The organism is Erwinia billingiae Eb661 (genome assembly GCF_000196615.1).
GTDB classification, from domain to species: domain Bacteria; phylum Pseudomonadota; class Gammaproteobacteria; order Enterobacterales; family Enterobacteriaceae; genus Erwinia; species Erwinia billingiae.
Map to the genome: position 1 here is coordinate 3,874,070 of NC_014306.1, position 24,859 is coordinate 3,898,928.

Annotated in this window: 24 protein-coding genes; 7 read left to right on the forward strand and 17 right to left on the reverse strand. The window is 58.2% G+C overall.

Annotated features, from left to right (window positions below; all coding sequences use genetic code 11):
- Positions 1-118: 118 nt before the first annotated feature.
- From EBC_RS19145 to EBC_RS19165, 5 genes are all read right to left on the reverse strand, one after another.
- Positions 119-634: a regulatory protein RecX gene (locus tag EBC_RS19145; protein WP_013203497.1), complete on the reverse strand. Its 516-nt coding sequence runs from the start codon at positions 632-634 to the stop codon at positions 119-121.
- A gap of 139 nt (positions 635-773) precedes the next feature.
- Positions 774-1,841, reverse strand: a complete 1,068-nt coding sequence (gene recA / locus EBC_RS19150; protein ID WP_013203498.1) for a recombinase RecA — start codon at positions 1,839-1,841, stop codon at positions 774-776.
- 98 nt (positions 1,842-1,939) lie between these two features.
- Positions 1,940-2,434 carry a nicotinamide-nucleotide amidase gene (pncC, locus tag EBC_RS19155; RefSeq protein WP_013203499.1) on the reverse strand — a complete coding sequence of 165 codons (495 nt, stop codon included), beginning with the start codon at positions 2,432-2,434 and terminating at the stop codon, positions 1,940-1,942.
- Between the two features lie 111 nt (positions 2,435-2,545).
- Positions 2,546-3,319: a trans-aconitate 2-methyltransferase gene (gene tam / locus EBC_RS19160; protein WP_013203500.1), complete on the reverse strand. Its 774-nt coding sequence runs from the start codon at positions 3,317-3,319 to the stop codon at positions 2,546-2,548.
- Positions 3,320-3,344: 25 nt separating this feature from the next.
- Positions 3,345-4,478, reverse strand: a complete 1,134-nt coding sequence (locus tag EBC_RS19165; RefSeq protein WP_013203501.1) for a trans-sulfuration enzyme family protein — start codon at positions 4,476-4,478, stop codon at positions 3,345-3,347.
- A gap of 97 nt (positions 4,479-4,575) precedes the next feature.
- Here EBC_RS19165 and EBC_RS19170 point away from each other — a divergent pair, with 97 nt between their 5' ends.
- Genes EBC_RS19170 through EBC_RS24725 form a run of 6 tightly spaced genes read left to right on the forward strand, consistent with a single transcriptional unit; the run spans position 4,576 to position 9,536 of the window.
- Positions 4,576-5,766, forward strand: a complete 1,191-nt coding sequence (locus EBC_RS19170) for a M20 metallopeptidase family protein (protein ID WP_013203502.1) — start codon at positions 4,576-4,578, stop codon at positions 5,764-5,766.
- Between the two features lie 29 nt (positions 5,767-5,795).
- On the forward strand, positions 5,796-6,644 hold the full coding sequence (locus tag EBC_RS19175; protein ID WP_013203503.1) for a transporter substrate-binding domain-containing protein: 849 nt from the start codon (positions 5,796-5,798) through the stop codon (positions 6,642-6,644).
- 15 nt (positions 6,645-6,659) lie between these two features.
- Positions 6,660-7,379 carry an ABC transporter permease gene (locus tag EBC_RS19180; RefSeq protein WP_013203504.1) on the forward strand — a complete coding sequence of 240 codons (720 nt, stop codon included), beginning with the start codon at positions 6,660-6,662 and terminating at the stop codon, positions 7,377-7,379.
- A gap of 10 nt (positions 7,380-7,389) precedes the next feature.
- Positions 7,390-8,076 (forward strand): ABC transporter permease, encoded by a 687-nt coding sequence (locus tag EBC_RS19185; protein ID WP_013203505.1) that lies wholly within the window; start codon positions 7,390-7,392, stop codon positions 8,074-8,076.
- Positions 8,073-8,849 (forward strand): ABC transporter ATP-binding protein, encoded by a 777-nt coding sequence (locus EBC_RS19190; RefSeq protein ID WP_013203506.1) that lies wholly within the window; start codon positions 8,073-8,075, stop codon positions 8,847-8,849. Before EBC_RS19185 ends, EBC_RS19190 begins: the two co-directional genes overlap by 4 nt.
- A 9-nt stretch (positions 8,850-8,858) precedes the next feature.
- Positions 8,859-9,536, forward strand: a complete 678-nt coding sequence (locus EBC_RS24725; protein WP_013203507.1) for a GntR family transcriptional regulator — start codon at positions 8,859-8,861, stop codon at positions 9,534-9,536.
- A 3-nt stretch (positions 9,537-9,539) separates the two neighbouring features.
- On the opposite strand, the gene mltB is transcribed toward EBC_RS24725, so the two are convergent.
- The 8 genes from mltB to EBC_RS19235 all read right to left on the reverse strand — a co-directional run bounded on the left by mltB (position 9,540) and on the right by EBC_RS19235 (position 16,956).
- Complete coding sequence (mltB, locus tag EBC_RS19200) at positions 9,540-10,607, reverse strand: lytic murein transglycosylase B (RefSeq protein ID WP_013203508.1); 1,068 nt, start codon at positions 10,605-10,607, stop codon at positions 9,540-9,542.
- 135 nt (positions 10,608-10,742) lie between these two features.
- Positions 10,743-11,975 (reverse strand): L-fucose:H+ symporter permease, encoded by a 1,233-nt coding sequence (gene fucP, locus EBC_RS19205; RefSeq protein WP_013203509.1) that lies wholly within the window; start codon positions 11,973-11,975, stop codon positions 10,743-10,745.
- Positions 11,976-12,061: 86 nt separating this feature from the next.
- Positions 12,062-12,412, reverse strand: coding sequence for an L-rhamnose mutarotase (locus tag EBC_RS19210; RefSeq protein WP_013203510.1), 351 nt, complete (start codon positions 12,410-12,412; stop codon positions 12,062-12,064).
- Positions 12,409-13,185 (reverse strand): L-fucose dehydrogenase, encoded by a 777-nt coding sequence (locus EBC_RS19215; RefSeq protein ID WP_013203511.1) that lies wholly within the window; start codon positions 13,183-13,185, stop codon positions 12,409-12,411. Before EBC_RS19215 ends, EBC_RS19210 begins: the two co-directional genes overlap by 4 nt.
- Entirely contained in the window at positions 13,182-14,030 is an 849-nt protein-coding gene (locus tag EBC_RS19220; protein WP_013203512.1) for an amidohydrolase family protein, read from the reverse strand. Before EBC_RS19220 ends, EBC_RS19215 begins: the two co-directional genes overlap by 4 nt.
- The gene (locus EBC_RS19225; RefSeq protein WP_013203513.1) at positions 14,030-15,319 is read right to left on the reverse strand and encodes an L-fuconate dehydratase; all 1,290 of its coding nucleotides are present in this window, start codon (positions 15,317-15,319) and stop codon (positions 14,030-14,032) included. The genes EBC_RS19220 and EBC_RS19225 overlap by 1 nt, the downstream gene beginning before the upstream one ends.
- Before the next feature lie 24 nt (positions 15,320-15,343).
- Positions 15,344-16,186, reverse strand: a complete 843-nt coding sequence (locus tag EBC_RS19230; RefSeq protein ID WP_013203514.1) for a fumarylacetoacetate hydrolase family protein — start codon at positions 16,184-16,186, stop codon at positions 15,344-15,346.
- Between the two features lie 29 nt (positions 16,187-16,215).
- The gene (locus tag EBC_RS19235; protein WP_013203515.1) at positions 16,216-16,956 is read right to left on the reverse strand and encodes an SDR family oxidoreductase; all 741 of its coding nucleotides are present in this window, start codon (positions 16,954-16,956) and stop codon (positions 16,216-16,218) included.
- A 214-nt stretch (positions 16,957-17,170) separates the two neighbouring features.
- Here EBC_RS19235 and EBC_RS19240 point away from each other — a divergent pair, with 214 nt between their 5' ends.
- Positions 17,171-17,923 (forward strand): FadR/GntR family transcriptional regulator, encoded by a 753-nt coding sequence (locus EBC_RS19240; protein WP_013203516.1) that lies wholly within the window; start codon positions 17,171-17,173, stop codon positions 17,921-17,923.
- 51 nt (positions 17,924-17,974) lie between these two features.
- On the opposite strand, the gene narI is transcribed toward EBC_RS19240, so the two are convergent.
- From narI to EBC_RS19260, 4 genes are read right to left on the reverse strand one after another with little or no spacing between them, the layout of a single operon-like run.
- Positions 17,975-18,652 carry a respiratory nitrate reductase subunit gamma gene (gene narI, locus EBC_RS19245; RefSeq protein ID WP_013203517.1) on the reverse strand — a complete coding sequence of 226 codons (678 nt, stop codon included), beginning with the start codon at positions 18,650-18,652 and terminating at the stop codon, positions 17,975-17,977.
- Positions 18,653-18,654: 2 nt separating this feature from the next.
- A complete protein-coding gene (gene narJ / locus EBC_RS19250; protein ID WP_013203518.1) occupies positions 18,655-19,377 on the reverse strand; it encodes a nitrate reductase molybdenum cofactor assembly chaperone in 723 nt (240 codons plus the stop codon).
- On the reverse strand, positions 19,374-20,918 hold the full coding sequence (gene narH, locus EBC_RS19255) for a nitrate reductase subunit beta (protein ID WP_013203519.1): 1,545 nt from the start codon (positions 20,916-20,918) through the stop codon (positions 19,374-19,376). The genes narJ and narH overlap by 4 nt, the downstream gene beginning before the upstream one ends.
- On the reverse strand, positions 20,915-24,676 hold the full coding sequence (locus EBC_RS19260; protein ID WP_013203520.1) for a nitrate reductase subunit alpha: 3,762 nt from the start codon (positions 24,674-24,676) through the stop codon (positions 20,915-20,917). Before EBC_RS19260 ends, narH begins: the two co-directional genes overlap by 4 nt.
- Positions 24,677-24,859: the final 183 nt, after the last annotated feature.

Below are 24,859 nucleotides of genomic sequence, written 5' to 3' on the forward strand. Positions count from 1 at the left end.
AAGACTGTTTCGTGAGTCTTACCTCGCCAGAAAGCGTTAGTCTTCGCTGGCAACTCACGAACAAAAAGTGGTGAATAAGATAAATTTTCTTCGGGGGGAAGTAAAATCCCATCGTCGGTCATTCGTCAAAATTTGAGAAAATGGCGCGAATATCGTCGGAAAAGAAGCCTTTGGTCATCAGATAGCGTTGGACTTTGGCTTTCTCCTTCCAGTCGGTAGGCAGCGGTAAGCCAAATTTGCGTTCAGCGACTTCAAATGCCTGGCGCGCCCAGTCAATTTCGCTATTGGCCAGCACCTCATCCGTCAGCGCCTTGTCTATCCCCTTCTGCCCCATCTCCATCCGAATACGCTGTGGGCCATAGCCTTTTCGGCTGCGGCTGGCGACAAAACGCTCGGCAAAATGGGCATCATCCAGATAGCGGTTTTCATAGCACCAGGCCACCACGCGGTCGATTTGCTCCGGCGTGATGGTCTCCGGTTCCTGAGACTTGTTTTTGGCATACATCGCGGCGCGTTCGGCTGACAACGCCAGCTTGCGGCGAAACTCAACTTCGCTGTGATCGCGCATGGCAAGAATGCGCATTGCCCGATCCAGCAGGCGAGCGAACTGGCTACGTTCAGTGGCGTCAGACATCTTGCTCCACGTTTTTTCAGGTTTAAAGGGGGATCACAAGGTAAGGGTAGCGAGGTTGAAAGCAAGAAACAAAAAAAGGAACGGATTTAATCCCGTTCCTTTTTTCACATGCTGACAGCGGAGGCTGTCAGGAACGAAATCAGAAGTTTTCGTTGGTTTCGCTGGTTTCATCCAGCTCGGCCGCCGTTGCCACAAAATCTGGCTTGGTGTCCGGGTTGGTCAGCAGCGTAGCACGCAGTTTAGCTTCAATTTCGTTGGCGATAGCCGGGTTCTCTTTCAGGAAGTTGCCTGAGTTCGCTTTACCCTGACCAATCTTATCGCCGTTGTAGCTGTACCAGGCACCGGCTTTTTCAATCAGCTTGTGCTTCACGCCCAGGTCTACCAGCTCACCGTAAATGTTGATGCCTTCGCCATACATGATCTGGAACTCAGCCTGCTTGAATGGCGCAGCAATTTTGTTCTTCACCACCTTCACGCGGGTTTCGCTGCCGACGACTTCGTCACCTTCTTTAATCGCACCAATACGGCGGATATCCAGACGGACAGAAGCGTAGAACTTCAGCGCGTTACCACCGGTCGTGGTTTCCGGGTTACCGAACATCACACCGATTTTCATACGGATCTGGTTGATGAAGATCAGCAAGGTGCCAGAGTTTTTCAGGTTACCGGCCAGCTTACGCATTGCCTGGCTCATCATACGTGCCGCAAGGCCCATATGAGAGTCACCAATTTCACCTTCGATTTCTGCTTTCGGCGTCAGTGCAGCCACGGAGTCAACGATGATCACGTCTACCGCACCTGAGCGGGCCAACGCGTCACAGATTTCCAGCGCCTGCTCACCGGTGTCCGGCTGAGAACACAGCAGGTTATCGATATCTACGCCAAGCTTTTTGGCATAGACCGGGTCAAGGGCATGCTCTGCATCGATAAACGCACAGGTTTTACCTTTACGCTGTGCAGAAGCAATTACCTGCAGGGTCAGCGTGGTTTTACCGGAAGACTCAGGGCCATAGATTTCAACGATACGCCCCATTGGCAGGCCGCCCGCACCCAGTGCGATATCCAGTGACAGGGAACCGGTCGAAATGGTTTCCACGTCCATGGTACGGTCTTCACCCAGGCGCATGATGGAGCCTTTACCAAATTGCTTTTCAATCTGGCCCAGCGCTGCTGCCAGTGCTTTTTGCTTGTTTTCGTCGATAGCCATTTTCGCTCCTAATCATGCGGGGTAAAGCACACGCACACGCGGCTTTGCATATACTCAATATGGGGCTGATTATACTGTATGGTCATACAGTATCAAGTTTAATTTTCGAGAAAATGATCGCGCAGGGTCTGGAGCGCCCAGGCGGTGGCCTGACGGCGTACCGCTTCACGGTCACCGGAGAAAACCTGGCGTTGGGCCAGCGTCTCTTTGCCTTCAGCGGCAAAACCGAACCAGACCGTGCCCACGGGTTTTTCTGCCAAACCGCCATCCGGGCCGGCTATCCCACTGACAGATAGTGCAAAATTCGCCCGCGCCTGCTGCCGCGCGCCTTCGGCCATTTCCCGCACCACCGGTTCGCTGACGGCACCAAAACGCGCCAGCGAGTCGGCAGTCACGCCAACTAAATCCGCTTTCGCCTCATTACTGTAGGTCACGAAGCCGCGCTCAAACCATTGCGAACTGCCGGCGATATCGGTCAGCACTTTGGCGATCCAGCCGCCGGTGCAGGACTCCGCCGCCGTCACCGTCGCCTTGCGGTGTAACAGCCGCTGCCCGATGTCCTTACTCAGCTGCATTAATTCTGTGTCCGTCATCCCGACTCCTCTTTTCCCTCACTAACAGAACCGCAAGCCTAGCATTTTTTCTCGTTAAAAGAGGCCGCAAACGCCGTATTTGCGCGCCGTCTTCCAGTAAAAAACGCAGGCTCACCCTTTTCGGGCCACCATAAACAGCCGAGGGAAAGGCATCAGCACATTGCCATCCTGACGGACCGAATAAGCACCGGCCAGCTCACGCAAATATTCCGCGAGGAAAGCCTCTTGATCCGGTTCACTCAGTGGGGTCAGAAACGGCCGCAAGCCGGTCGCCTTCAGCCAGTCCACCATCGCCTGATGCGACGGCATCACATGGTAATAAGTGGTGCGCCAGATATCGACCTTGCAGCCCGCCGCACTCAGCAAATCGTAATACGCTTCGGTGCTGAGCAGTTTCTTGCGGTCGGCGGCACCCGGGCCAATTTTCTCTGCCCACCGTCGGTCTTCCGCTACTTTGCGCATCAGGCTGTGCGTCGGCTGGTCGAGGTTATCAGGCATCTGGATTGCCAGCACGCCACCGGAAGCCAGCTGCGCCACCAAATGGGGGAATAACTGCTGATGATCGGTCAGCCACTGCAAAGAAGCGTTGGCGTAAATCACCTCCTGCGGCACGTCAGCCTGCCAGTGACGGATATCGGTCTGCACGAAATGGCAATCAGGCAGTCGTTTCAGCGCCTGCTCCAGCATCGCCTGCGAGCTGTCCAGCCCCGTCACGCGGGCTTCTGGCCAGGCCTGACAGAGCAGCTCGGTACTGTTGCCCGGTCCGCACCCCAGATCGGTGGCACGGCTGACATGTCGGAGGGGAATGCGGGAGAGTAATTCGGTGGCAGGACGCGTCCGTTCAGCTTCGAACTGACGGTAAAGATCGGGATTCCAGTCTTTCATGTGTTCCTCATTATAACGGTCAACCCTACGCATTAACTGTAGCATCTAACGCCTGGGCAAGATCGGCAAGCAGATCCGCGCAGTCTTCAATGCCCACCGACAGGCGCAGCAGATCGTCAGGACAACGAGATCCTTCGCCTTCCGTACTGCGACGGTGTTCAATCAGGCTTTCTGTCGACCCTAATGATGTTGAATGACGGAAGACGCGGGTGCGACGACAAAACGCGGCCGCGGCTTTTGCACCGGCGCTGAGCTGGAAAGAGAGCATTGCGCCAAAGCCGCCAGAGAACTGGGCCTCAGCGCGGGCAAAATGGGGATTCTGTTCCAGCCCGGGATAGTGCACCCCGGAGACGCCAGGCTGCTGTGCCAGCCAGCGCGCAATCTTCAACGCATTCTCAGAGGCCCTTTCCACCCGAAGCGCCAGCGTGCGCATGCCGCGTAACAGCAGCCAGGCTTCCATTGCCGGCAACACCGAACCGGATGCGGTGCGGTAAGCGATAATCTCCTGCCACCACGCGTCCGGCCTGGCGGTCACCAGCGCGCCAGCCGTTAAATCGCCGTGGCCATTCAGGTATTTGGTCGCCGAATGCAGCACCACGTCCGCCCCCAGCGTCAGCGCGTTGAGCCATAACGGCGTGGCCACGGTGGCATCCACCACCAGCCTCGCCCCCACCCGATGAGCCACCTTCGCCAGCGCCGCGATATCGGCAATTTTCCATAAGGGATTGGTGGGCAGCTCGGCCCAGATCAAATTCGTATGACCCTGACGCGTTGCCTGCCCGACCGCTTCCAGGTTACAAAGGTCCACCAGCGTTAAGGCGATCCCCTGCCGCTGGCAGTAGCGGCTGATGATGGTACGAAACTCGTAATAGCAATCCGCTTCGAGGATCACGCCGTCACCCGGTGTAAGGGTAGAAAGCACGGCCCAGGCTGCAGACGCCCCGGCGTTGAAGAAGGCACAACCCTGACCGTTTTCGAGGGTATTGAGTAGCGATTCAGCCAGTAATACCGACGAATTTCCGCTACGGGCATAGCCCAGTGCGCCTTCACTGCCATCGATAACCGAGGTAACGCTGCTCTGAACAGGCGGCACAAGCCCACCGCTTTGCGGGCAGGTGTAATGGCCGAGTCCAGCCAGCAAGGTGGCATTTTTACGCATAGCGGCTTGTTTCCTGTTGATTTTTTGGCCATTATCGATTGTCGACAATCAATTGTCTATCTTTTGACCAGCGATTTTTCCCACTGTGAGGTTATGAATGAACGCATCTCAGCCTGAGGGCCTTGATGAAAAAATTGCCGGAATGGTGAAAGGGTTGGCGCCCCACCTGATTGCGCTGCGCCGCGATATTCATGCGCATCCGGAGCTGGGTTTTGATACCCATCGTACGGCAGACGTGATCGCCCAGGAGCTGCAGAAATTAGGCTTTGAGCCGCAGACCGGCGTGGGAAAAACCGGCGTCATGCTGGATATTCACGGTGCAGAGTCAGGCCCAAGTCTGTTGCTGCGTGCCGATATGGATGCCCTGCCTATCGAAGAGAAAACCGGATTGCCGTTTGCCAGCGTCTGGCCGGGCAAAATGCACGCCTGCGGTCATGACCTGCACACGGCAACCCTGCTGGGCGTGGCGGCCACGCTGAAAGAGCTGCAGCCGTTGCTGAAAGGGTCGGTGCGCCTGATCTTCCAGCCGGCGGAAGAAACCACCGAAAGCGGTGCCGCGGCGATGATTGCCGACGGAGCCGCCGATGGCCAGGACATGGCGATCACCTTCCATAACCGCCCGGAACTGGCGGTAGGTAATATTATGCTGACCCGTGGCGCCAGTACCGCGTCCTGCGATGAGTTCGACGTGCAGGTGATCGGCATCTCCGGTCACGCCGCCCGTCCTCATGCCGCTGCGGACCCGATTGTTGCCACCGCGTATTTGATTACCCAACTGCAGACCATCATCTCCCGCGAGATGGATCCAGCCCAGTCAGCGGTATTGACCGTGGGGCACATTGAAGGCGGCGCCATCCACAATATTATTCCGGATTCCTGCCTGTTTCGGGGCACGGTTCGGGCGCGCTCGGCCGCCTCACGCGATCATGTTGAAGCCGCCTTCCGCCGCGTGTGTGCCGGTGTGGCGCTGTCGATGAACGTCCAGGTGGAGATCAACTATCAGCGTGGCGTTCCGCCACTGCTCAATGACGACCGGATGGTCGACCTCGCCGAGCAAAGCATCACCCGCCAGTTTAAGCAGCAGCCTGAAGTGCAGCAAGGCAGAAGCTTCGGCGCGGAAGACTTCTCCTACTTTTCCGATCGGGTTCCGGCCTGTCAGATCCATATTGGATCGGCTCAGCCTGGCCGTAACGACCATGTTCATAACTCAGACTATCAGCCAGACGAAGGCTGCATCAGCGTAGGTGCCATCGCGCTGACGCGTTTAACGCTGGATATTCTCTCTTAATCCGTTTTTCACTTTCTCAGGGGTAGCACATGATTCTGACACGCAAACGTTTCCTTACCGGCGCCATTGCCGCATTAGGCCTGCTGGTTCTGCCACAGCTACAGGCGAGAGACCTCTCGTCGCTGACCTTCGCCACCGAAGGCGCCTTCCCTCCATACAACCAGACCACGCCATCGGGTGAAATTGTCGGCTTCGAACCCGACATGATCAAAGAGATCGCTAAGCGCGCGGGCTTTAACTACAAAATCGTCGCCCAGAGCTGGGGCGGCATGATCCCAGGCCTGCTGGACGGTAAATATGATGCGATCGTCGATGCGGTGTCGATCACCCCTAAGCGTCAGGAAACCATTAACTTCACCAGCCCGTACATCAACGGCGGCTCGGGCTTTGTCACCACCAAAGACAGCAGCATCCCCAGCCTGCCCGGCACCGGTACCCGCATTTCACTGACCGATGATGCCGCCAGCAAACCGGCCATCGACAGCATCGCTAAGCTGGTGAAAGGCAAAACGATTGGTGTGCAGGTAGCCACCATTCAGGCTGACTTCCTGAAAAAATACTTTGGTGATATCGCCACTATTCGTACCTATCCTGGCGGCAAAGATACCTTCTTCGACCTCGATGCCGGCCGCGTGGATATGGTGATGGCGGCGGTTCCTAACCTGACGGCCTACGTGAAGCGTTCAAACGGCAATGGCGCACTGACCGGATATACCTTCCAGAATGGCGTACTGGGATCGGGTTCGGCGATCGGCATGCGTAAAGACGACACGGAACTGCAGGCGAAACTGAACACCGCTATCGATTCAATGGTGAAAGACGGCACGATGAAGGCGCTGATCGTCAAATGGTTTGGCATGGATTTATCGCCACAATAATGACCGGAGTTCCTGATGGGTATTGACTGGCAACTTCTGAGTTTTGGCCCCGACGGATGGGGCCCGGTGCTGCTGAAAGCCGCTGGCGTGACGGTATCCGTGTCGCTCTGCGCTTTTTTGCTGGGATCGGTAATTGGCAGCCTGGTGGCCTGGGCGAAGATTGGCGGCAATCGCTGGATGCGGCGACTGGCGGAAGGCTATACCGTGGTGTTACGCGGTATTCCTGACCTGATCGTCATCTATATCTTCTACTTTGGCGGTCGTCAGGTGCTGGCCTTCTTTGGTCACGCACTGGGCATGCAGGGGCCGTTTGATATCAGCGGCTTTGTCGCGGGCGCGCTGGCGATCGGGTTGATTTCGGGTGCCGGACAGGCTGAAGTGTTCCGTGGCTCTTATCACAGCATCCCCAAAGGCACGCTGGAAGCCGCCACGGTGGTCGGCATGGGAAAATGGCTGATGTTCCGGCGGGTGATCGTCCCGCAGGCGCTGACCACCGCCATCCCCGGACTGGGCAATCAGTGGCAGTCGGCAATTAAAGAGTCGGCGCTGGTGTCGGTGACCGGCCTGGTCGAAACCATGAATCAGGTGCAGGTGGCTTCCGGCTCGACGCAGATGCCCTTCTTCTTCTTTGCCGTTGGCGCAGTGATTTATTTGCTGATCACCACCGTCTCTGAGTTTGTGATCCGTCAGGCTGAGAAATGGTCTTTGCGCGGTCAGAATTACCACCAGCTTTAAGGGCACGGGCATGGACATCACCTTTATACAAGAGACCTTTCTGAAGCTGTTAGCCGGCCTGCCGCTGACCTTAAACCTGGCGGTGCTGTCGCTGTTGGGTGGCGGTTTGCTGGCGCTGACTCTCAACTTACTGCGCGCCACGCGTGCGGGCAGTTATGTCGCACGCAGCTACGTTTTTCTGTTCCGCGGCACGCCGTTGCTGATTCAGATTTTTATGATCTATTACGGCCTGGGCAACATCAGCGCCATTCGCCACAGCTTTCTCTGGCCGTTCCTGCGCGATCCTTACTGGTGCGGGCTGCTGGCCCTGATCCTCAATGACGCGGCCTACACCTCTGAAATTCTCAGAGGCGGCATTCGCGCCGTGCCGGCTGGGGCTATTGAAGCCGCGAGGGTGTGCGGCATGTCCAAATTCACCATCCTCAAGCGGATTACGCTGCCGATTGCCGTCCGTCAGGCCTTACCGGCCTACAGTAATGAAGTGATTTCGATGGCCAAGTCGACGTCGCTGGTCAGCACCATCAGCCTGATGGACGTCACCGGGATTGCCAACGCCGAGGTCTCATCCACCTACCGTGCGCTGGAAGTGTTTATCAGTGCGGCGGTGATTTACCTCGCCATCTCACTGATCGTCACCAAGGGTCTCTCCCTGTTTGAGAAATATCTTTCACCCGATAAGTTCGGAGCCAGAGCATGAGCACACCCACGCTGACACTGCGTAATATAAAGAAGAGTTTTGACCAGCATGAAGTGCTGCATGATGTCAGCCTGACCGCCAACGACGGCGATGTGATTTCGCTGATTGGCGCCAGCGGCTCGGGCAAAAGTACCCTGCTGCGCTGTATTCCTTTTCTGGAAGTGCCTCAGGGCGGCGAAATTCAGGTCGCCAACGAAAAAATCACCCTGACCGGTAGCGACGGCACGCTGACCACCGCGCAACAAACTGCGGTGCGCAATATCCGTCAGCAGCTCGGTTTTGTTTTCCAGAGCTTTAATCTGTGGCCGCACCGCACCGTGCTGCAAAACATCATTGAAGCGCCGGTGCATGTGCAAAAGCGCAATAAAAAAGAGTGCATCGACGAAGCGGAAGCCCTGCTGGAAAAGGTCGGGCTGTCGGCGAAGAGGGATGCCTGGCCTGCGCACCTTTCTGGCGGTCAGCAACAGCGTATTGCCATTGCCCGCGCGCTGGCGCAGCACCCGAAGGCGATCCTGTTCGATGAGCCGACGTCAGCCCTCGATCCCGAGCTGGTCGGTGACGTATTAAAAGTGATCCGCGACCTGGCTGAAGAAGGCCGTACCATGATTATCGTCACCCACGAAATGGGCTTTGCCCGCGAAGTGTCGAACAAGGCGATCTTTCTTCATCAGGGTCGGGTTGAAGAAGAAGGCCCGCCAGAGCAGGTCTTTTCCAACCCGAACTCCGACCGCTGCCGGGCCTTTGTCAGCAGCCATTTCCAGCGCAACTTTTAAGGTTTCGTCATGGATAAACAGGATCCCATCGTACGCAAGAGTTTGCAGGATAACGCCATCGACTGGCTTCGACGGGAGATTGTCCATGGCCGCTTGCAGCCCGGCGAAGTGCTGACCGAGATTGCGCTGGCGCAGCAGATGGGCGTTGGCCGCGGCACCGTTCGCTCGGCGCTGTTTGCGCTGGAAGCGCAGGAACTGGTGGTACGTTCGCCTTATCTCAGCTGTCATGTGGCGCCGTTAGACGCCGAAATCATCTGGGAAATCTACACGCTGCGGGAAGCGCTGGAATGTCTGGCGGCCAGAATTTACGTCAGCCGCCGCACGCCGCTAAGCCGTGAGAGATTGAACCAGGCTTTTGACGGCCTGGCAAAGGCGGAGAAGGGTGATATGGACAGCCGCGTCGAGGCCGATCTTCGCTACCATCGCACGCTGGTGGACGCGACGAGTCACGGGCATCTCAACCGCAGGCACAAGCAGTTACAGGATAAAATGGAGTGGCTGTATCGCTGGTCAGAAGGCCACTGGCCGCAGCGTGAGCCGCTGGTCAGTGGGCATCAGGCACTGCATGATGCGCTGATTACCGGCGATGAGGATCGGGCTGAAGCGATGACCCGCCAGCATATCCGCTCCTCGCTGGAAGAAGACCTGCAGGGGTTTGCAGGCCTTTCCTCAGACACGCAGCGCTAAGGTTTAGCGCGCGTCCTTCACCGCCAGACCCAGTTGCCACACCGCCATCGCATAATGATTGCTGTGGTTATAGCGGGTGATGGCATAGAAGTTTGGCAAGCCGAACCAGTACTGGTAGCTGGTGCCCATATCAAAGCGCAACAGGCTGACCTGCTGATTGCCGTCCAGCTTCAGCTGCGGACGGAAGCCGCCAGCGGCCAGCGACGAGACGGAATAACGGGTTTTGAAGCCGGTTTCCCAGGTGGTGTCGGGACCGGTCGCCGGCACGGCCACGGTGCCATTTTTCACCCAGCCATGGGCGTTAAAGTAGTGCGCCACGCTGCCGATGGCATCCACCGGATCCCACAGGTTGATGTGCCCATCGCCATTGAAATCGACGGCATAGCTTTTAAAGGAGGACGGCATAAACTGGCCATAACCCATCGCACCGGCGTAAGAGCCGCGCAGATCCAGCGGGTCATCACCCTCTTCCCTTGCCATCAGCAGGAAGGTTTCCAGCTCCGCACTAAAGAAGTCGGCCCGACGCGGATAGTTAAACGCCAGCGTTGAGAGCGCATCGATAATGCGGGTTTTGCCCATCACGCGGCCCCAGCGGGTTTCGACGCCAATAATGCCGACGATAATTTCCGGCGGCACCCCGTAGGTTTTATACGCACGCTGCAACGCATCCTGATACTGGTTCCAGAACATCACGCCGTTTTGCACGTTGGACGGGGTAATAAACTTGGCCCGGTAGCGGATCCACGCGCCGTTTGGCCCGGTCGGTCCCTGCGAAATCGGCGCCTGGCGATCCATCAGGCGGATAACCCAGTTCAGGTTATTGGCCTGCGCCAGCACATCATGCAGCTGCTGACGCTGGAAACCGTGTTCGCGCACCATTTTATCGATAAAGCGCTCGGTGGCCGGATTGTTGGCAAAATCGCCCATCAGTGGCGTGGTGTTGTGCGCGGGGTCCAGCTTGAAGCCGCCGCCAAAGGGATTGCCCTGCGGTTCAACGTTCTGTGGTGGTTTATGGCTACTACAGGCGGTCAGTAACAGCAGTGCAGGAAGAAGTGTGGCCAGAGAACGCATTTAATATCCATAAGTGCGATGCGAAAATGTAACGCTATGGTAAAGCATTGGCTGGCGAGAAGAAAAGCAGATGTTATGTAAAGAAAGGGCAACCAGCGGCTGCCCGGAGCGTGCGGAATATTCAGATAAGACCCGTCAGGCTTTCGCCCGCTGGCGCACGGCATACACCAGCACCACGGCGAAGCACAGCAGAGGCAGGCTGTAGGCGGTAGCGGTGCTGTAGCGATCGGCCATCGCGCCCATCAGATACGGCATAATCGCGCCACCGACAATTGCCATAATCATCAGCGAACTGGCGCGTTTAGTCTGTTTGCCCATGTTTTTCACCCCCATCGCGAACAGCGTCGGGAACATGATCGACATAAAGAAGAACACTGCCACCAGCGCAATCACCGACAGCGTTTCAATCCCCGACACCACGATGGCGCACAGCACAATGTTGATGGCGGCATACGCCACCAGCAGCGTCGCCGGACGAACGCGTCCCATCAGCCAGGTGCTGAAGAAGCGGCCAATCATAAAGCTGACCATCCCCACCGACAGCAGGTAAGAGGCGTTCTGGTTAGAGAGGTTCGCCCAGTGCTCGGTAACGTAGTTAATAAAGAAGGCACCGACGCCCACCTGCGCGGCGACATAAAAGAACTGAGCAATCACCCCGCCGGTAAAGTGGCCATGCTGCCACAGGCTTTTTTCATCGCCGCTGCTCTGCTCTTCTTCCTGCGCGCGAATGTCCGGCAGACGGGTGCGGCCAAAGACAAAGGCAATCACCAGCACTAACGCCGCAATCGCCACGTAGGTGGTTTTCACTGACGCCAGGCCATCGGTGGTGGTGCCCTGCGTGGCAGAGAAGAACAGCGATCCGCCGATCACCGGGCCAACAAACTGCCCCAGGCCATTAAACGATTGTGACAGATTCAGGCGACGTTCCGCGCCAGCCGGATCGCCCAGCACCGTGGCGTAAGGGTTGGCCGCCGTTTCCAGACAGCCTAACCCCAGCGCGATGACAAACAGCGCCAGCAGGAACATCTCAAAACTGCCGGCTGAAGCGGCAGGAACAAACAGCAGCGCACCCAGCGCATACAGGCACAGCCCCACCAGCACACCGGCCTTGTAACCGAAGCGATCCATAAAGAATCCCGCCGGTAACGCCACCACAAAGTACGCGCCGAAGTAGGCCGCCTGCAACAGGCCCGACTGGGCTTTGTTGACGTGCAGCACGTCCTGGAAATGCTTATTCAGCACGTCGAGCAAGCCGTAGGAGAGTCCCCACATAAAAAACAGGACGGTGACCATAATAAAGGCCAGCCGATAGCTGGTTGCCGCTTGTCGCTCGCGATAAGCCGGCGCAGTCGTTTTATTGACTAACATGTTTCGTTCCTCGGTAGCTGTGGCCAGTACAGCGAAAAACACCGGCAGTGAAGAGATGAGGGCCAGAAGAGAACCCGTTGATTAACTTAGTTCTGCTCCTGCAGAGAGAAGATCCGTTCCATCGCCACCCATTTTTCTCCGGCGGGTGTCCAGGGGGTTGGCCGCTGATAAGTCCACATCAGCGCCTCCCATTCCCTGACTTTCGCATCCTGCTCACTAAACTGTGCGAACCGCTCGGCGTCGAAGTCTGGCGTGGTTTCCATCACCATCACCAGCCGGGTGCCCAGCAGATAAATTTCCATATCGGCGATGCCGTAGCGCCGCAGATGTTGTGTAATCTCCGGCCAGATCTGCTGGTGATACTGGCGATATTCCGCAATCAGCTGCGGATCGTCAGCCAGGTCCAGCGCCTGGCAGTAACGTCGGTTCCCGGTCATGTCAGCGCCCTGTCCAGATGGGAATAGCCGCCGTCAACCGTCAGCCATTGCCCGGTGGTGTGCGAGGCCCGCGACGACAGCAAAAAGACCACGGTGTCGGCGATTTCCTGCGGCGTGGTCATCCGCTTGCCAAGCGGAATATGGCGGGTAATTTGCTTCAGCTTTTCCTCCGGCTGGTCGAAGCTCTTGATCCAGCGTTCGTACAGCGGCGTCATCACCTCTGCCGGGATGACCGCGTTGACGCGGATCCCGTCACTGAGCAATGAGGCGGCCCATTCCCGCGTCAGCGCCAGCACGCCGCCTTTTGCCGAGGCATAGCCGCTGGTGTTTCCCTGTCCGGTCAGCGCGGTCTTCGAGCTGATATTGACGATGGCGCCCTGGCTGGCGCGCAGATGATCCAGACACAAATGCGCCATCAGGTAGTAATGGATCAGGTTCTTTTCCAGCGAGCGCACAAAGGCTTCCCGTCCGGCTTCCAGACCCACGCTGTCATTGACGCCGGCGTTATTCACCAGCCCGTCAATGCGGCCACATTGTTGAGTGACGCGTTCCACCGCCTGAATGCAGCTGGATTCCTCCTGTAATTCCGCCAGCACGAAAAACGCCTCTGGCTGATGCTGGTGAAGCCGTTGCATCAGCTCAGCGGACGGTTCGCTGTTGCTGACAATCACCGGGATCGCCCCTTCTTCGGCCAGCGTCAGCGAGATAGCCGCGCCAATGCCGGAGCCGCCGCCGGTCACGATCACCACTTTGTTTTGCAGATGAAGATTCATACTTCAACGTCCTCTATTCGATAGATTCGGCAGGCATTGCCGCCTGAAATGGCGTCCTGCTCGCTGGCCGATAACGGCACGATGGCGCGCTGAATAAGCTGCCAGGCATCGGCATACTCGCCCGCCAGCAGGCAGACCGGCCAGTCCGATCCGGCCAGCACCCGGTCGCTGCCAAACGCCTCGAGGGCCGCATCGATAAACGGCAGCAGATCGTCAATGCCATAGCCCGCCGGGCGGGGTTCGGTCAGCAGGCCGGACAGTTTGCAGCTGACATGCGGTAACGCTGCCAGCGGGGCGATCTGCCTGGCCCAGCTTTTGGCACCGGCCGCCAGATCCGGTTTGCCCAGGTGATCCAGCACCATCAGATGACCATCGTGACGGGCCGCAAACGCCGTCGCCTCGGCCAGATGTCGGTGTGTGACCAGCAGATCCCAGACGTACTCTTTGCGCTGCAGCTGCTGCATCGCCAACTGTACCGACGGCTGTGCCATCCAACCCGCCGGATCGGCTTCGTCCTGAATCAGATGGCGGAAGCCGCGCAGTAATACACGATGTTCACATTCCGCCAGTTGAGGTGTGAGATCGCCCTGCTGAAGATCGATCCAACCGACCACCGCCTTCACCTCGGGGGAACGCCCGGCCAGATCCAGCAACCCGCGCGTCTCCTGCAGGCTTTGCCGGGCCTGCACCAGCACGCTGCCGTCAATGCCCTGTGCCGACAACTCAGGCGCCAGCTGGCGTGGCAGGAAATCCTGCTTTAGCCGCGCCATCCCGTCACCGATCCAGCCATACTCCTGCGGCTGGTAGCGCCAGAAGTGCTGGTGCGCATCAATCCGCAGCGTCATCAGGCCGGTTCCAGCGCGCGAAAGCGGTATTGTTCAATCGAGGCCGGGTACATTTCGATCGAGAATCCGGGATGTTCTGGCGGCATATAGGCCGCTCCTTTGATCACACAGGGATGAACAAAGTGCTCGTGCAGATGATCGACAAACTCAATCACCCGGCCTTCGTGGGTGCCGGCAATGCACAGATAGTCGATCATCGACAGATGCTGGACGTATTCGCACAGCCCAACGCCGCCGGCATGCGGACACACCGGCAGATCGTATTTCGCCGCCATCAGCATCACCGCGAGGATCTCGTTGACGCCACCCATCCGGCAGGCATCGATCTGCACCACATCGATCGCGCCGCGCATGATGAACTGTTTGAACATAATGCGGTTCTGGCACATTTCGCCGGTGGCCACTTTGACCGGCGCGATGCCTTCCCGGATGCGGCGATGCCCTTCAATGTCGTCCGGGCTGGTCGGCTCTTCGATAAACCACGGATTGGCAAACGCCAGCTTGTTCACCCAGGGAATGGCTTCATTGGTTTCCCACACCTGGTTTGCGTCGATCATCAGTTTGCGGTCCGGGCCGATCACTTCGCGGGCGATGGTCACCCGGCGAATGTCATCTTCCAGATCGCGCCCGACCTTCAGCTTCAGGTAATCAAAACCGGCATCCACCGCTTCCTGACACAGGCGACGCAGCTTGTCATCGGGATAGCCCAGCCAGCCGGCTGAGGTGGTGTAGCAGGGATAGCCGTCAGCCAGCAGCGTTTGCAGCCGCTGATCTTTGTTGTCCGCCCGCTGACGCAGCAGCGCCAGCGCTTCCTCCGGCGTGATGCAGTCGGTGATGTAGCGGAAATCCACACAGCGCACCAGCTCTTCTGGCGACATCTCGGCCACCAGCCGCCACAGCGGTTTGCCTTCGGCCTTACTCCACAAATCCCACACCGCGTTGATCACCGCGCCGGTGGCCAGGTGGATCGCGCCTTTGTCCGGGCCAATCCAGCGCAGCTGGCTGTCGCTGGTAAAGGATCGCCAGAACGCGCCCATATCTGCGGCGATGGTAGCCAGATCGCGCCCGACCACCAGATGCTGCAGCGCATGGATTGCGGCGCAGCAAATTTCATTTCCCCGGCCAATGGTAAAGGTCAGCCCGTGGCCGCTCAGTGACGGGGTGTCGGTCTCTAAAATCACGTACGCGGCGGAATAGTCCGGGTCCGGGTTCATCGCGTCCGATCCATCCAGTGACAGCGAGGTCGGGAAGCGGATATCTTCAACGCGCAGGGCAGTAATCGTGGTCATAAATGCGTCCTTAACTGAACGGGCCTAAGCCTGAATGGTTGTCTGGCGCTGTTCACCCAGCCCCTCAATACCGAGGTGGATCTGCTGGCCGGCACGCAGGTAGACCGGCGGCTTCTGCCCCATTCCCACTCCCGGCGGCGTGCCGGTAGAAATCACATCGCCCGGCTGCAGGCTCATAAAGCGGCTCAGGTAGCTGATGATTTCCGGCACCTTAAAAATCATGGTGTTGGTATTGCCGTTCTGATAGCGCTTGCCGTCCACTTCCAGCCACATGCTGAGCTGATTGGCATCGGGGATTTCATCGGTGGTCACCAGCCAGGGTCCTAGCGGCCCGAAAGTATCGCAGCCTTTGCCTTTGTCCCAGGTGCCGCCACGCTCAATCTGGAATTCACGTTCGGAAACGTCGTTAATCACGCAGTAGCCTGCGACGTGGGACAGCGCATCGGCTTCGCTGATGTAGCGACCGCCTTTGCCAATCACCACGCCCAGCTCCACTTCCCAGTCGGTTTTTACCGAGTCGCGCGGGATCTCAATCGCATCGTTCGGACCGACAATGGCGCTGGTCCATTTGCTGAAGATCACCGGCTCGTTGGGGATTTCCGCCCCGGTTTCCGCCGCATGGTCGGCGTAGTTAAGGCCGATGCAGATAAATTTGCCGACATTGCCAACGCAGGCGCCGATGCGCGGCGTGCCAGCCACTTTCGGCAGCGCGTCGACATTCAGCTGACGCAGCTTGTCCAGTGAAGCGGGCGACAAGGCGCTGCCGGCCAGATCGTCAATCACGTCGGAGAGATCGCGCAGGTTGCCCTGGGCATCAACCAGTGCCGGACGCTCTGCGCCTGGCTGGCCGTAACGTAATAATTTCATCCTTCCTCCTGTCAAAAATAGGGCGGCGATCAGTTGCTCCAGCCGCCATCAATAATGTGGATCGCGCCGGTGGTGTAGGCGCTGGCATCCGAGGCCAGATACAGCGCCAGCTGGGCGATCTCTTCGGTTTTGCCAATGCGCCCTATCGGCTGGCGCGAGACAAACGCCTGATAAACGTCGGCTTCGCTGCGCCCTTCGGCTTTAGCCTGTTCAGCAATGCGCTGCCGCAGCGACGGCGATTCCACCGTGCCCGGACAAATGGCATTACAGCGAACACCGCGGCCGACATAATCCGCCGCCACCGACCGCGTCAGTCCAATCACCGCCGCTTTCGAGGCGCTGTAGGCAAAACGGTTTGGCACGCCCTTCACGCTGGACGCGACGGAAGACATATTGATAATCGAGCCCTTTTGCTGCGCCAGCATGCCGGGCAAAAACGCCCGCACGGTGTGGAACATGGCGGTCACGTTCAGGTCGAGGGCAAACTGCCACTGCTGTTCCGTGCAGCTGAGGATATCGCCGCTGTGCACCACGCCAGCGCAGTTAAACAGCACATCGATGCTGCCAAGCTCTTCCGCCAGCGCGTGAATGGCCTGCGTATCGGTCACGTCCAGCACCCTGCCGGTGACGCCGGGCAGTTCCTGTAGGCGGGCAATATTGATATCGGTGGCGATCACCTCCGCGCCCGAATCGGCAAACAGTTGCGCGGTATTAAAGCCAATTCCCTGCCCTGCGGCGGTGATCAGCACTTTCTTACCCTGAAGATCCATAACGGTTCCCGTTGATTAAAGGACTAATGGTCAGGCCATTAACGGTGAAAAAAAACGTTTTAAGCGGTGCCCTTTTGCTATGATTCAGGGCATATTCAGCCGTAAAACGCGCTATTTATTTAACCAATTTTTCACATGTTAAAAACATTCCAGCAAGCCGTATTTCTGCAAACTGCTGGCTGAATCGCTTAACTGAAAAAATGCCTGGTGAGCCATGCCGATAAAAAAATTAGAAAATCCAAGAATTTACCGCCAGATTGCCGATCAGCTGAAACAGCTGATTGCCAGCGGTGAATTTCCGCCTGGCAGCAAGCTTCCTGCCGAGCGCGATCTTGCCAGTCAGCTGCAGGTCAGCCGCGCGTCGGTGCGGGAAGCGTTAATCGCGTTGGAAGTGATTGGCCTCGTGGATGTGCGCGTCGGCAACGGAGTCATTGTTTGCCATCCCGGCACCGTCGCGTCGGAAGAGCCGGTGATGATGCAGGCTGGCCGCGATCAGTGGGCCGATGTGGATGATGAACTGGATATCCAGCTGGATTTCAGCGCCGAACTGCCGCCGTTTTCGCTGCTGCAAACCCGCCGGTTGATTGAACCTGAAACCGCCGCACTGGCCGCACGCCATGCGTCAGAAGACGAACTTGCGTTGATTGAGCAGGCTTATGAGCAGAACTGCCGCGATAACCGGCAAGGCTCGGCGACGCATCCCGGCGATCGGCTGTTTCATATCCGCATTGCGCAGGCCAGCGGCAATCCGGCCTATGCCTTTATCATCGCCCATCTGTTAGGACACCGTTACGGCAGCATGTTCCGCAGCCTGCAACAGCATTACACCCCGCAGGATATGCCGCATCGCTCTGAAACCGAACATCTGGCGATCCTGCAAGCCCTGCGCGCGCGCGATCCGCGTGCAGCGAAAAAAGCAATGAAGGATCATCTGGATGCGGTGATTGAAATTTTCGGTCGGGGATAAAAAAGGCCAGGGGATTAGCCCTGGCCCTGCAATACTCCGCTCGCTAATAAATTAACGGCGGTTACGCACAATCTGATAGCGGCGGGTCAGATACTCGACCGGTGCGCTCCAGATATGCACCAGGCGGCAGAAAGGGAACAGCAGGAACAGCGTCATCCCCAGTACCATATGCAGGCGGAAAATCACCGCCACGCCCTCAAGATGCTGAGAAGCCCCGCCGTGGAAGGTCACCACCGCCTGCGCCCAGGCCACCAGCTTCATCATCTCGCTGCCGTCCATATGCTGGGCCGAGAACGGGATGGTCAGTAATCCCAGACAAACCTGCACCACCAGCAACGTCAGGATCAGGATATCGCCCACGCTGCTGGTGGCCCGCACGCGGGGATTGGTCAGACGACGCTTCAGCAACAGCCCGCCGCCCACCAGCGTTAACAGCCCGCAAATGCCGCCGGCGATCATCGCCAGCTTCTGCTTAACGTCAATCGGCAGGAACGCTTGGTACATCCAGTGCGGCGTTAACATGCCGACAATATGGCCAAAGAAGATGCCCATAATGCCGATATGGAACAGGTTCGAGGCCAGACGCATGCCTTTTTTATCCAGCATCTGGCTGGAGCCTGCACGCCAGCTGTACTGGCCATAATCGTAGCGTAACCAGCTGCCGATCAGGAAAACCGCGCCGGCAATATAGGGATAGATGTCGAAAAAGAACTGCGATAAATAGTGCATGATTAGTGTCCTGAGGAACGTGGCGTGGCCTGCGCCACGTCCAGATACTGAGGCTTGACCGCGCCAGCAAAGCGACGCTGATGCGTGGCCTGTTGCGCAGAGGCGCAGCCCTGCTCGCCGAGGAACTTCACCTGCTCCTCTTCCCACACCGCATCCAGCGCGGCTGGCGTATCATCGCGGGCTTCGCTTGCCACCTGGCTTTGCAACGCGTCGGCCTGCACACCGCTGCCGGACAGCGACAGCAGCGCGTCAAATAACCGCGCATACGGGCTTTCGCGCTGCTGAAGACGTGCCGCCAGCAGCGCCAGAATCGGCGCGATATCCTGTAATCCGCCGCGTGCCCGCTGCACTGAGCCGTTGCCCAGATACTCCAGGTACAGCGGCAGGTAGTCCGGCAGCTCTTTGCAATCCAGCTGCAGACCGTCGGCACGATACTGATCCAGCAGATCGACCATCGCCTGACCACGATCGCGCGATTCGCCGTGCACATGTTCGAACAGCAGCAGCGAAGTGGCGCGGCCACGATCGAACAGCTCGCAGTACTCCGCCTGCACGTCCAGCAGCGGACGGGCGCAGAAGTCGTGGATAAACTGCACCAGCGGAGCACGGCTATCCGCATCCAGTTCAGCCGCGCTTTGCAGCGCGTCCACCAGCTCGGCAGCGTGATCGAACAGCGCCTGTTCCGGGTAATCCATCAGTCGGCCAATAACACGTAAGCTGATCATGACCGATCCTCCTGCGGTGGCGTTTTGCGGCCCACATCTATCGCATCAATGCGGCGGCTGTTAAACAAATTGAACTTGCTGTCGCTGCCGTGGCAACCGTCGCCAAAGCTAAAGCCACAGCCTTTGCTTTCCGGGAAGGCTTCGCGCGCCAGCTCACGGTGGCTGGAGGGCACCACGAAACGGTCTTCGTAGTTAGCGATCGCCAGGTAACGGTACATCTCCTGCGCCTGCGCTTCCGTCAGCCCAACCTGCTCCAGCGCGCGGGTATCCACTTCGCCGTCGACGGTTTCGGCGCGCTTGTAGTGACGCATCGCCAGCATCCGCTTCAGCGCCAGCAACACCGGCGCGGTATCCCCCGCCGTCAGCAGGTTCGCCAGGTACTGCACCGGGATACGCAGGCTTTCCACATCCGGCAGCACGCCGCTGTGGCCGAGTTCACCGGCATCGGCAACCGACTGGATCGGCGATAAGGGCGGCACATACCAGACCATCGGTAAGGTGCGGTATTCCGGGTGCAGCGGCAGCGCCAGCTTCCAGTCCATTGCCATTTTCCACACCGGCGATCGTTGCGCGGCCTCAATCACACTGTTTGGAATGCCGTCTGCCAGCGCCTGTTCAATCACCGCCGGATCGTTCGGGTCGAGGAAAATATCCAGCTGACGCTGGTAGAGATCCTGCTCGTTCTCCGCTGAGGCCGCCTGTTCGATGCGATCGGCGTCATACAGCAGCACGCCGAGATAACGAATGCGGCCGACGCAGGTTTCTGAACAGACGGTGGGCTGACCCGCTTCAATGCGCGGATAGCAGAAGATGCACTTCTCCGACTTGCCGCTTTTCCAGTTGAAGTAGATTTTTTTGTACGGGCAGCCGGTCAGGCACATCCTCCAGCCGCGGCATTTGTCCTGATCGATCAGCACGATGCCGTCTTCGCCTCGCTTGTAAATGGCGCCGCTGGGACAGGTCGCCACGCAGGCCGGATTCAGGCAGTGCTCACACAGGCGCGGCAGATACATCATGAAGGTGTTTTCAAACTGGCCGTACATCGCTTTCTGGATGTTATTAAAGTTCTGATCGGCGGAGCGTTTCGAGAATTCGCCGCCGAGGATCTCTTCCCAGTTCGGGCCGTTTTCGATCTTCTTCATCCGCTTGCCGGTGATCAGCGAGCGCGGACGGGCTATCGGCTGATGCTTGCCCGCTGGCGCGGTATGCAAATTCTGATAGTCATAATCAAACGGCTCGTAATAGTCATCCAGCTCCGGCACGTGCGGGTTGGCGAAGATTTTCGACAGCAGCCCGACGCGGCTGCCCATGCGTGGCTCCAGCCTGCCGTTGATTTTACGGATCCAGCCGCCCTTCCACTTCTCCTGATCTTCCCAGGCATGGGGATAGCCCACGCCCGGCTTGCTCTCGACGTTGTTGAACCAGGCATATTCCATGCCTTCACGGCTGGTCCAGACGTTTTTACAGGTCACCGAACAGGTGTGGCATCCGATGCATTTGTCGAGGTTCAGCACCATGCCGACTTGCGAACGAATTTTCATGGCTGTTTCTCCTGCTGGCTGCCCTGGCAATCGTCGGTGCCCTCACCGTCTAACCAGTTAACGTGATTCATTTTTCTCACCACCACGAACTCGTCACGGTTCGAGCCGACGGTGCCGTAATAGTTGAAGCCGTAGGACTGCTGCGCGTAGCCGCCAATCATATGGGTCGGCTTCGGACAGGTCCGCGTGACCGAGTTATGAATGCCTCCGCGCTGGCTGGTGATTTCCGAACCGGGAATATTCACGATGCGCTCCTGGGCGTGGTACATCATGGTCATCCCAGCCGGAATACGCTGGCTGACCACCGCGCGGGCCGTCAGCGCGCCGTTGGCGTTAAAGGCTTCAATCCAGTCGTTATCCTCAATGCCCAGCTCGCGGGCATCGTCCTCACTCATCCACACAATCGGCCCGCCGCGCGACAGCGTCAGCATCAACAGGTTGTCGCTGTAGGTGGAGTGAATGCCCCATTTCTGGTGCGGCGTCAGGAAGTTCAGCGCCTTCTCCGGGTTGCCGTTAGGCTTCTGGTTGAGGAACGGCTTCGCGGCACGGGTATCGATTGGCGGACGGTACACCAGCAGGCTTTCGCCGAAGGCACGCATCCACTCATGATCCTGATACAGCTGCTGACGGCCGCTCAGCGTGCGCCAGGGGATCAGCTCATGAACGTTGGTGTAGCAGGCGTTATACGACACATGCTCATCTTCAAGGCCTGACCAGGTTGGGCTGGAGATAATTTTGCGTGGCTGCGCCTGAATATCGCGGAAGCGGATCTTCTCGTCTTCTTTATTCAGCGCCAGATGCGTGTGGTCGCGGCCGGTGATTTTGCTCAGCGCCTGCCAGGCCTTAACGGCCACCTGGCCGTTGGTTTCCGGTGCCAGCGAGAGGATCACTTCCGCCGCATCAATCGCGCTGTCGATATTGGGCCGACCGGCAGCAGGGCCGTCCGCCTTGACGTAGTTAAGCTGCTTCAGGAAGTCGACTTCGGTCTGGGTATTCCAGCTGATGCCTTTGCCGCCGTTGCCCAATTTATCAAGCAGCGGCCCGAGCGAGGTGAAACGCGCCCAGGTGGCCGGGTAGTCACGTTCTACCGCAATAATATGTGGCGCGGTTTTGCCTGGGATCAGCGCGCACTGGCCTTTTTTCCAGTCCTTCACCTCAAACGGCTGCGCCAGTTCGGCCGGGGAATCGTGCTGCACCGGCAGCGTGACCACATCGGTTTCTACCCCAAGATGGCCAACACACAGCTCTGAGAAGGTTTTGGCGATCCCTTTGTAGATTTCCCAGTCGCTTTTCGACTCCCAGGCCGGATCGACCGCCGCCGAGAGCGGATGAATAAACGGATGCATATCCGAGGTATTCATGTCGTCTTTTTCATACCAGGTGGCGGTCGGCAGCACGATATCGGAATAAAGGCAGGTGCTGGACATGCGGAAATCCAGGGTCACCACCAGGTCGAGCTTGCCTTCACCGCCGTTATCCTGCCATTCCACCTCTTCCGGCATCACGCCACCCTGACGGCCGAGGTCTTTGCCCAGAATGCCGTTTTCGGTGCCGAGTAAATATTTGAGCATGTACTCATGCCCTTTACCGGAGGAGCCCAGCAGGTTGGAACGCCAGACGAACAGGTTCCTTGGGAAGTTTTGCGGACTGTCCGGCTGTTCCGCCGCAAAGCGCAGCGTGCCCTGCTTCAGGCTGTCGACGGTGTAATCCACCGGCGACATGCCGGCCGCGTCGGCCTTAGCGGCAATGTGCAGCGGATTCACGTTGAGCTGCGGCGCGGACGGCAGCCAGCCCATGCGTTCGGAGCGCACGTTGAAATCAATCAGGCTGCCGCTGTAACGGCTTTTATCCGCCAGCGGCGACAGCAGCTCTTCGGTGGTAACCGACTCGTAGCGCCACTGGCTGGAGTGGTTATAGAAGAACGAGGTGCTGTTCATATGGCGAGGCGGACGTTGCCAGTCCAGCGCAAAAGCCAGCGGCGTCCAGCCGGTCTGCGGCCGCAGTTTTTCCTGGCCCACATAGTGCGCCCAGCCGCCGCCGCTTTGTCCGACGCAGCCGCAGAACACCAGCATATTGATCAGGCCACGGTAGTTCATGTCCATGTGATACCAGTGGTTCATACCGGCACCAACGATGATCATCGAGCGGCCACGGGTTTTCTCTGCGTTTTCGGCAAACTCACGGGCAATACGGATGATGTTCTGACGCGACACGCCGGTGATCTGCTCTGCCCATGCCGGGCTGTAGGCGTTGACCTCATCGTAATTCTGCGCGCAGTTGGCATCGCCCAACCCGCGTTCCAGGCCGTAGTTGGCCAGGGTCAAATCGTAGACGCTGGTCACCAGCGCTTCGCTGCCGTCGGCTAAGGTCAGGCGCTTCACCGGCAGCTTGTGCAACAGGATCTCTTCCAGCGCGACACTGTTGAAGTTCTCGCTGGTGATGCCGCCAAAGTACGGGAAGCCGACCTCAACCACCTCGTCATGCTTACCGAGCAGGCTGAGCTGAAGCTCCACCTCCTGCTGGCCTTTGCCTTCGCGCGATTCCAGATTCCATTTGCCCTGCTCACCCCAGCGGAAACCAATCGACCCTTGCGGTGCCACCAGCTCGCCGTCCGCTTCATTGATGGCAATGGTTTTCCATTCGGGGTTGTTTTGCTGGCCCAGGCCATCGACCAGATCGCTGGCACGCAGCTGACGGCCGGCGGCATAGAAACCACCTTCACGCGGCTCAAGCAGCACCAGCATCGGCATATCGCTGTAGCGGCGAACGTAATCGCGGAAATAGCCCACTTCACGATCGAGGTGGAACTCTTTCAGCATCACGTGGCCCATGGCCAGCGCCATCGCGCTGTCGGTGCCCTGTTTCGGGTTCAGCCACTGGTCACAGAGCTTGGCCACTTCAGCATAATCCGGCGTGATAGCGACGGTTTTGGTGCCCTTATAACGAACTTCGGTGAAGAAGTGCGCATCCGGCGTGCGGGTCTGAGGCACGTTTGAGCCCCAGGCAATGATGTAGGACGAGTTATACCAGTCAGCCGATTCCGGCACGTCGGTCTGCTCACCCCAGGTCATTGGCGACGCGGGCGGCAGGTCGCAGTACCAGTCGTAGAAGCTCAGGCACACGCCGCCAATCAGCGACAGATAACGGGCGCCGGCGGCATAAGAGACCATCGACATCGCCGGGATCGGCGAGAAGCCAACGATGCGATCCGGGCCGAAGGTTTTCGCGGTATAGATGTTCGAGGCGGCAATCAGCTCGTTCACTTCCTGCCAGCTGGAGCGAACAAAACCGCCGCGTCCACGGGCAATCTTATAGCTTTTGGCTTTTTCCGCATTGCTGACGATGGAACCCCAGGCCTCGACCGGATCGCTGTGCTGCAGCTTCGCTTCACGCCAAAGGGCGATCAGCTTTTTGCGCATTAACGGGTATTTCAGGCGGTTGGCGCTGTAAAGATACCAGGAGTAACTGGCACCACGCGGGCAGCCGCGCGGTTCGTGGTTTGGCAAATCCGGGCGGGTGCGCGGATAGTCGGTCTGCTGAGTTTCCCAGGTGACCAGGCCATTTTTGACGTAAATCTTCCAGCTACAGGAACCGGTGCAATTCACGCCGTGGGTCGAGCGGACAATTTTATCGTGCTGCCAGCGGCTGCGATAGCCATCTTCCCAGTCACGGTTGGCGTTGAGGGTCTGGCCATGTTTGCCAGAAAAAGGTTCGGCTAGCTGTTTGAAATAGCGGAACCGGTCAAGAAACTTGCTCATCCGGAATTCTCCTGAAGGCCTGATATTGTTAGGTGTGAAGCGACAACATTGCTTAATCTGCGGGCAGAGTACTGTTGCCCCCGAAGGGGCAGATTGATGGCGATCAACAGAAACAGAGGCTAAACCCGAGGGTTTTAGTCGGAATACCACTAAAGGAGGAGGCGGTGAAAAGCGCGTATTTAT

Bases quoted from the DNA above. Each gene is read 5' to 3' on its own strand.
- narH (WP_013203519.1), bottom strand. From the start codon at position 20,918: ATGAAAATTCGTTCGCAAGTCGGCATGGTGCTGAACCTCGACAAATGC.
- tam (WP_013203500.1), bottom strand. From the start codon at position 3,319: ATGAAAGACTGGAATCCCGATCTTTACCGTCAGTTCGAAGCTGAACGG.
- EBC_RS24725 (WP_013203507.1), top strand. From the start codon at position 8,859: ATGGATAAACAGGATCCCATCGTACGCAAGAGTTTGCAGGATAACGCC.
- EBC_RS19225 (WP_013203513.1), bottom strand. From the start codon at position 15,319: ATGACCACGATTACTGCCCTGCGCGTTGAAGATATCCGCTTCCCGACC.
- EBC_RS19260 (WP_013203520.1), bottom strand. From the start codon at position 24,676: ATGAGCAAGTTTCTTGACCGGTTCCGCTATTTCAAACAGCTAGCCGAA.
- EBC_RS19215 (WP_013203511.1), bottom strand. From the start codon at position 13,185: ATGAATCTTCATCTGCAAAACAAAGTGGTGATCGTGACCGGCGGCGGC.
- EBC_RS19190 (WP_013203506.1), top strand. From the start codon at position 8,073: ATGAGCACACCCACGCTGACACTGCGTAATATAAAGAAGAGTTTTGAC.
- EBC_RS19235 (WP_013203515.1), bottom strand. From the start codon at position 16,956: ATGGATCTTCAGGGTAAGAAAGTGCTGATCACCGCCGCAGGGCAGGGA.
- mltB (WP_013203508.1), bottom strand. From the start codon at position 10,607: ATGCGTTCTCTGGCCACACTTCTTCCTGCACTGCTGTTACTGACCGCC.
- pncC (WP_013203499.1), bottom strand. From the start codon at position 2,434: ATGACGGACACAGAATTAATGCAGCTGAGTAAGGACATCGGGCAGCGG.
- EBC_RS19145 (WP_013203497.1), bottom strand. From the start codon at position 634: ATGTCTGACGCCACTGAACGTAGCCAGTTCGCTCGCCTGCTGGATCGG.
- recA (WP_013203498.1), bottom strand. From the start codon at position 1,841: ATGGCTATCGACGAAAACAAGCAAAAAGCACTGGCAGCAGCGCTGGGC.
- fucP (WP_013203509.1), bottom strand. From the start codon at position 11,975: ATGTTAGTCAATAAAACGACTGCGCCGGCTTATCGCGAGCGACAAGCG.
- EBC_RS19165 (WP_013203501.1), bottom strand. From the start codon at position 4,478: ATGCGTAAAAATGCCACCTTGCTGGCTGGACTCGGCCATTACACCTGC.
- EBC_RS19220 (WP_013203512.1), bottom strand. From the start codon at position 14,030: ATGACGCTGCGGATTGATGCGCACCAGCACTTCTGGCGCTACCAGCCG.
- EBC_RS19175 (WP_013203503.1), top strand. From the start codon at position 5,796: ATGATTCTGACACGCAAACGTTTCCTTACCGGCGCCATTGCCGCATTA.
- EBC_RS19240 (WP_013203516.1), top strand. From the start codon at position 17,171: ATGCCGATAAAAAAATTAGAAAATCCAAGAATTTACCGCCAGATTGCC.
- EBC_RS19185 (WP_013203505.1), top strand. From the start codon at position 7,390: ATGGACATCACCTTTATACAAGAGACCTTTCTGAAGCTGTTAGCCGGC.
- EBC_RS19230 (WP_013203514.1), bottom strand. From the start codon at position 16,186: ATGAAATTATTACGTTACGGCCAGCCAGGCGCAGAGCGTCCGGCACTG.
- EBC_RS19180 (WP_013203504.1), top strand. From the start codon at position 6,660: ATGGGTATTGACTGGCAACTTCTGAGTTTTGGCCCCGACGGATGGGGC.
- narJ (WP_013203518.1), bottom strand. From the start codon at position 19,377: ATGATCAGCTTACGTGTTATTGGCCGACTGATGGATTACCCGGAACAG.
- narI (WP_013203517.1), bottom strand. From the start codon at position 18,652: ATGCACTATTTATCGCAGTTCTTTTTCGACATCTATCCCTATATTGCC.
- EBC_RS19210 (WP_013203510.1), bottom strand. From the start codon at position 12,412: ATGACCGGGAACCGACGTTACTGCCAGGCGCTGGACCTGGCTGACGAT.
- EBC_RS19170 (WP_013203502.1), top strand. From the start codon at position 4,576: ATGAACGCATCTCAGCCTGAGGGCCTTGATGAAAAAATTGCCGGAATG.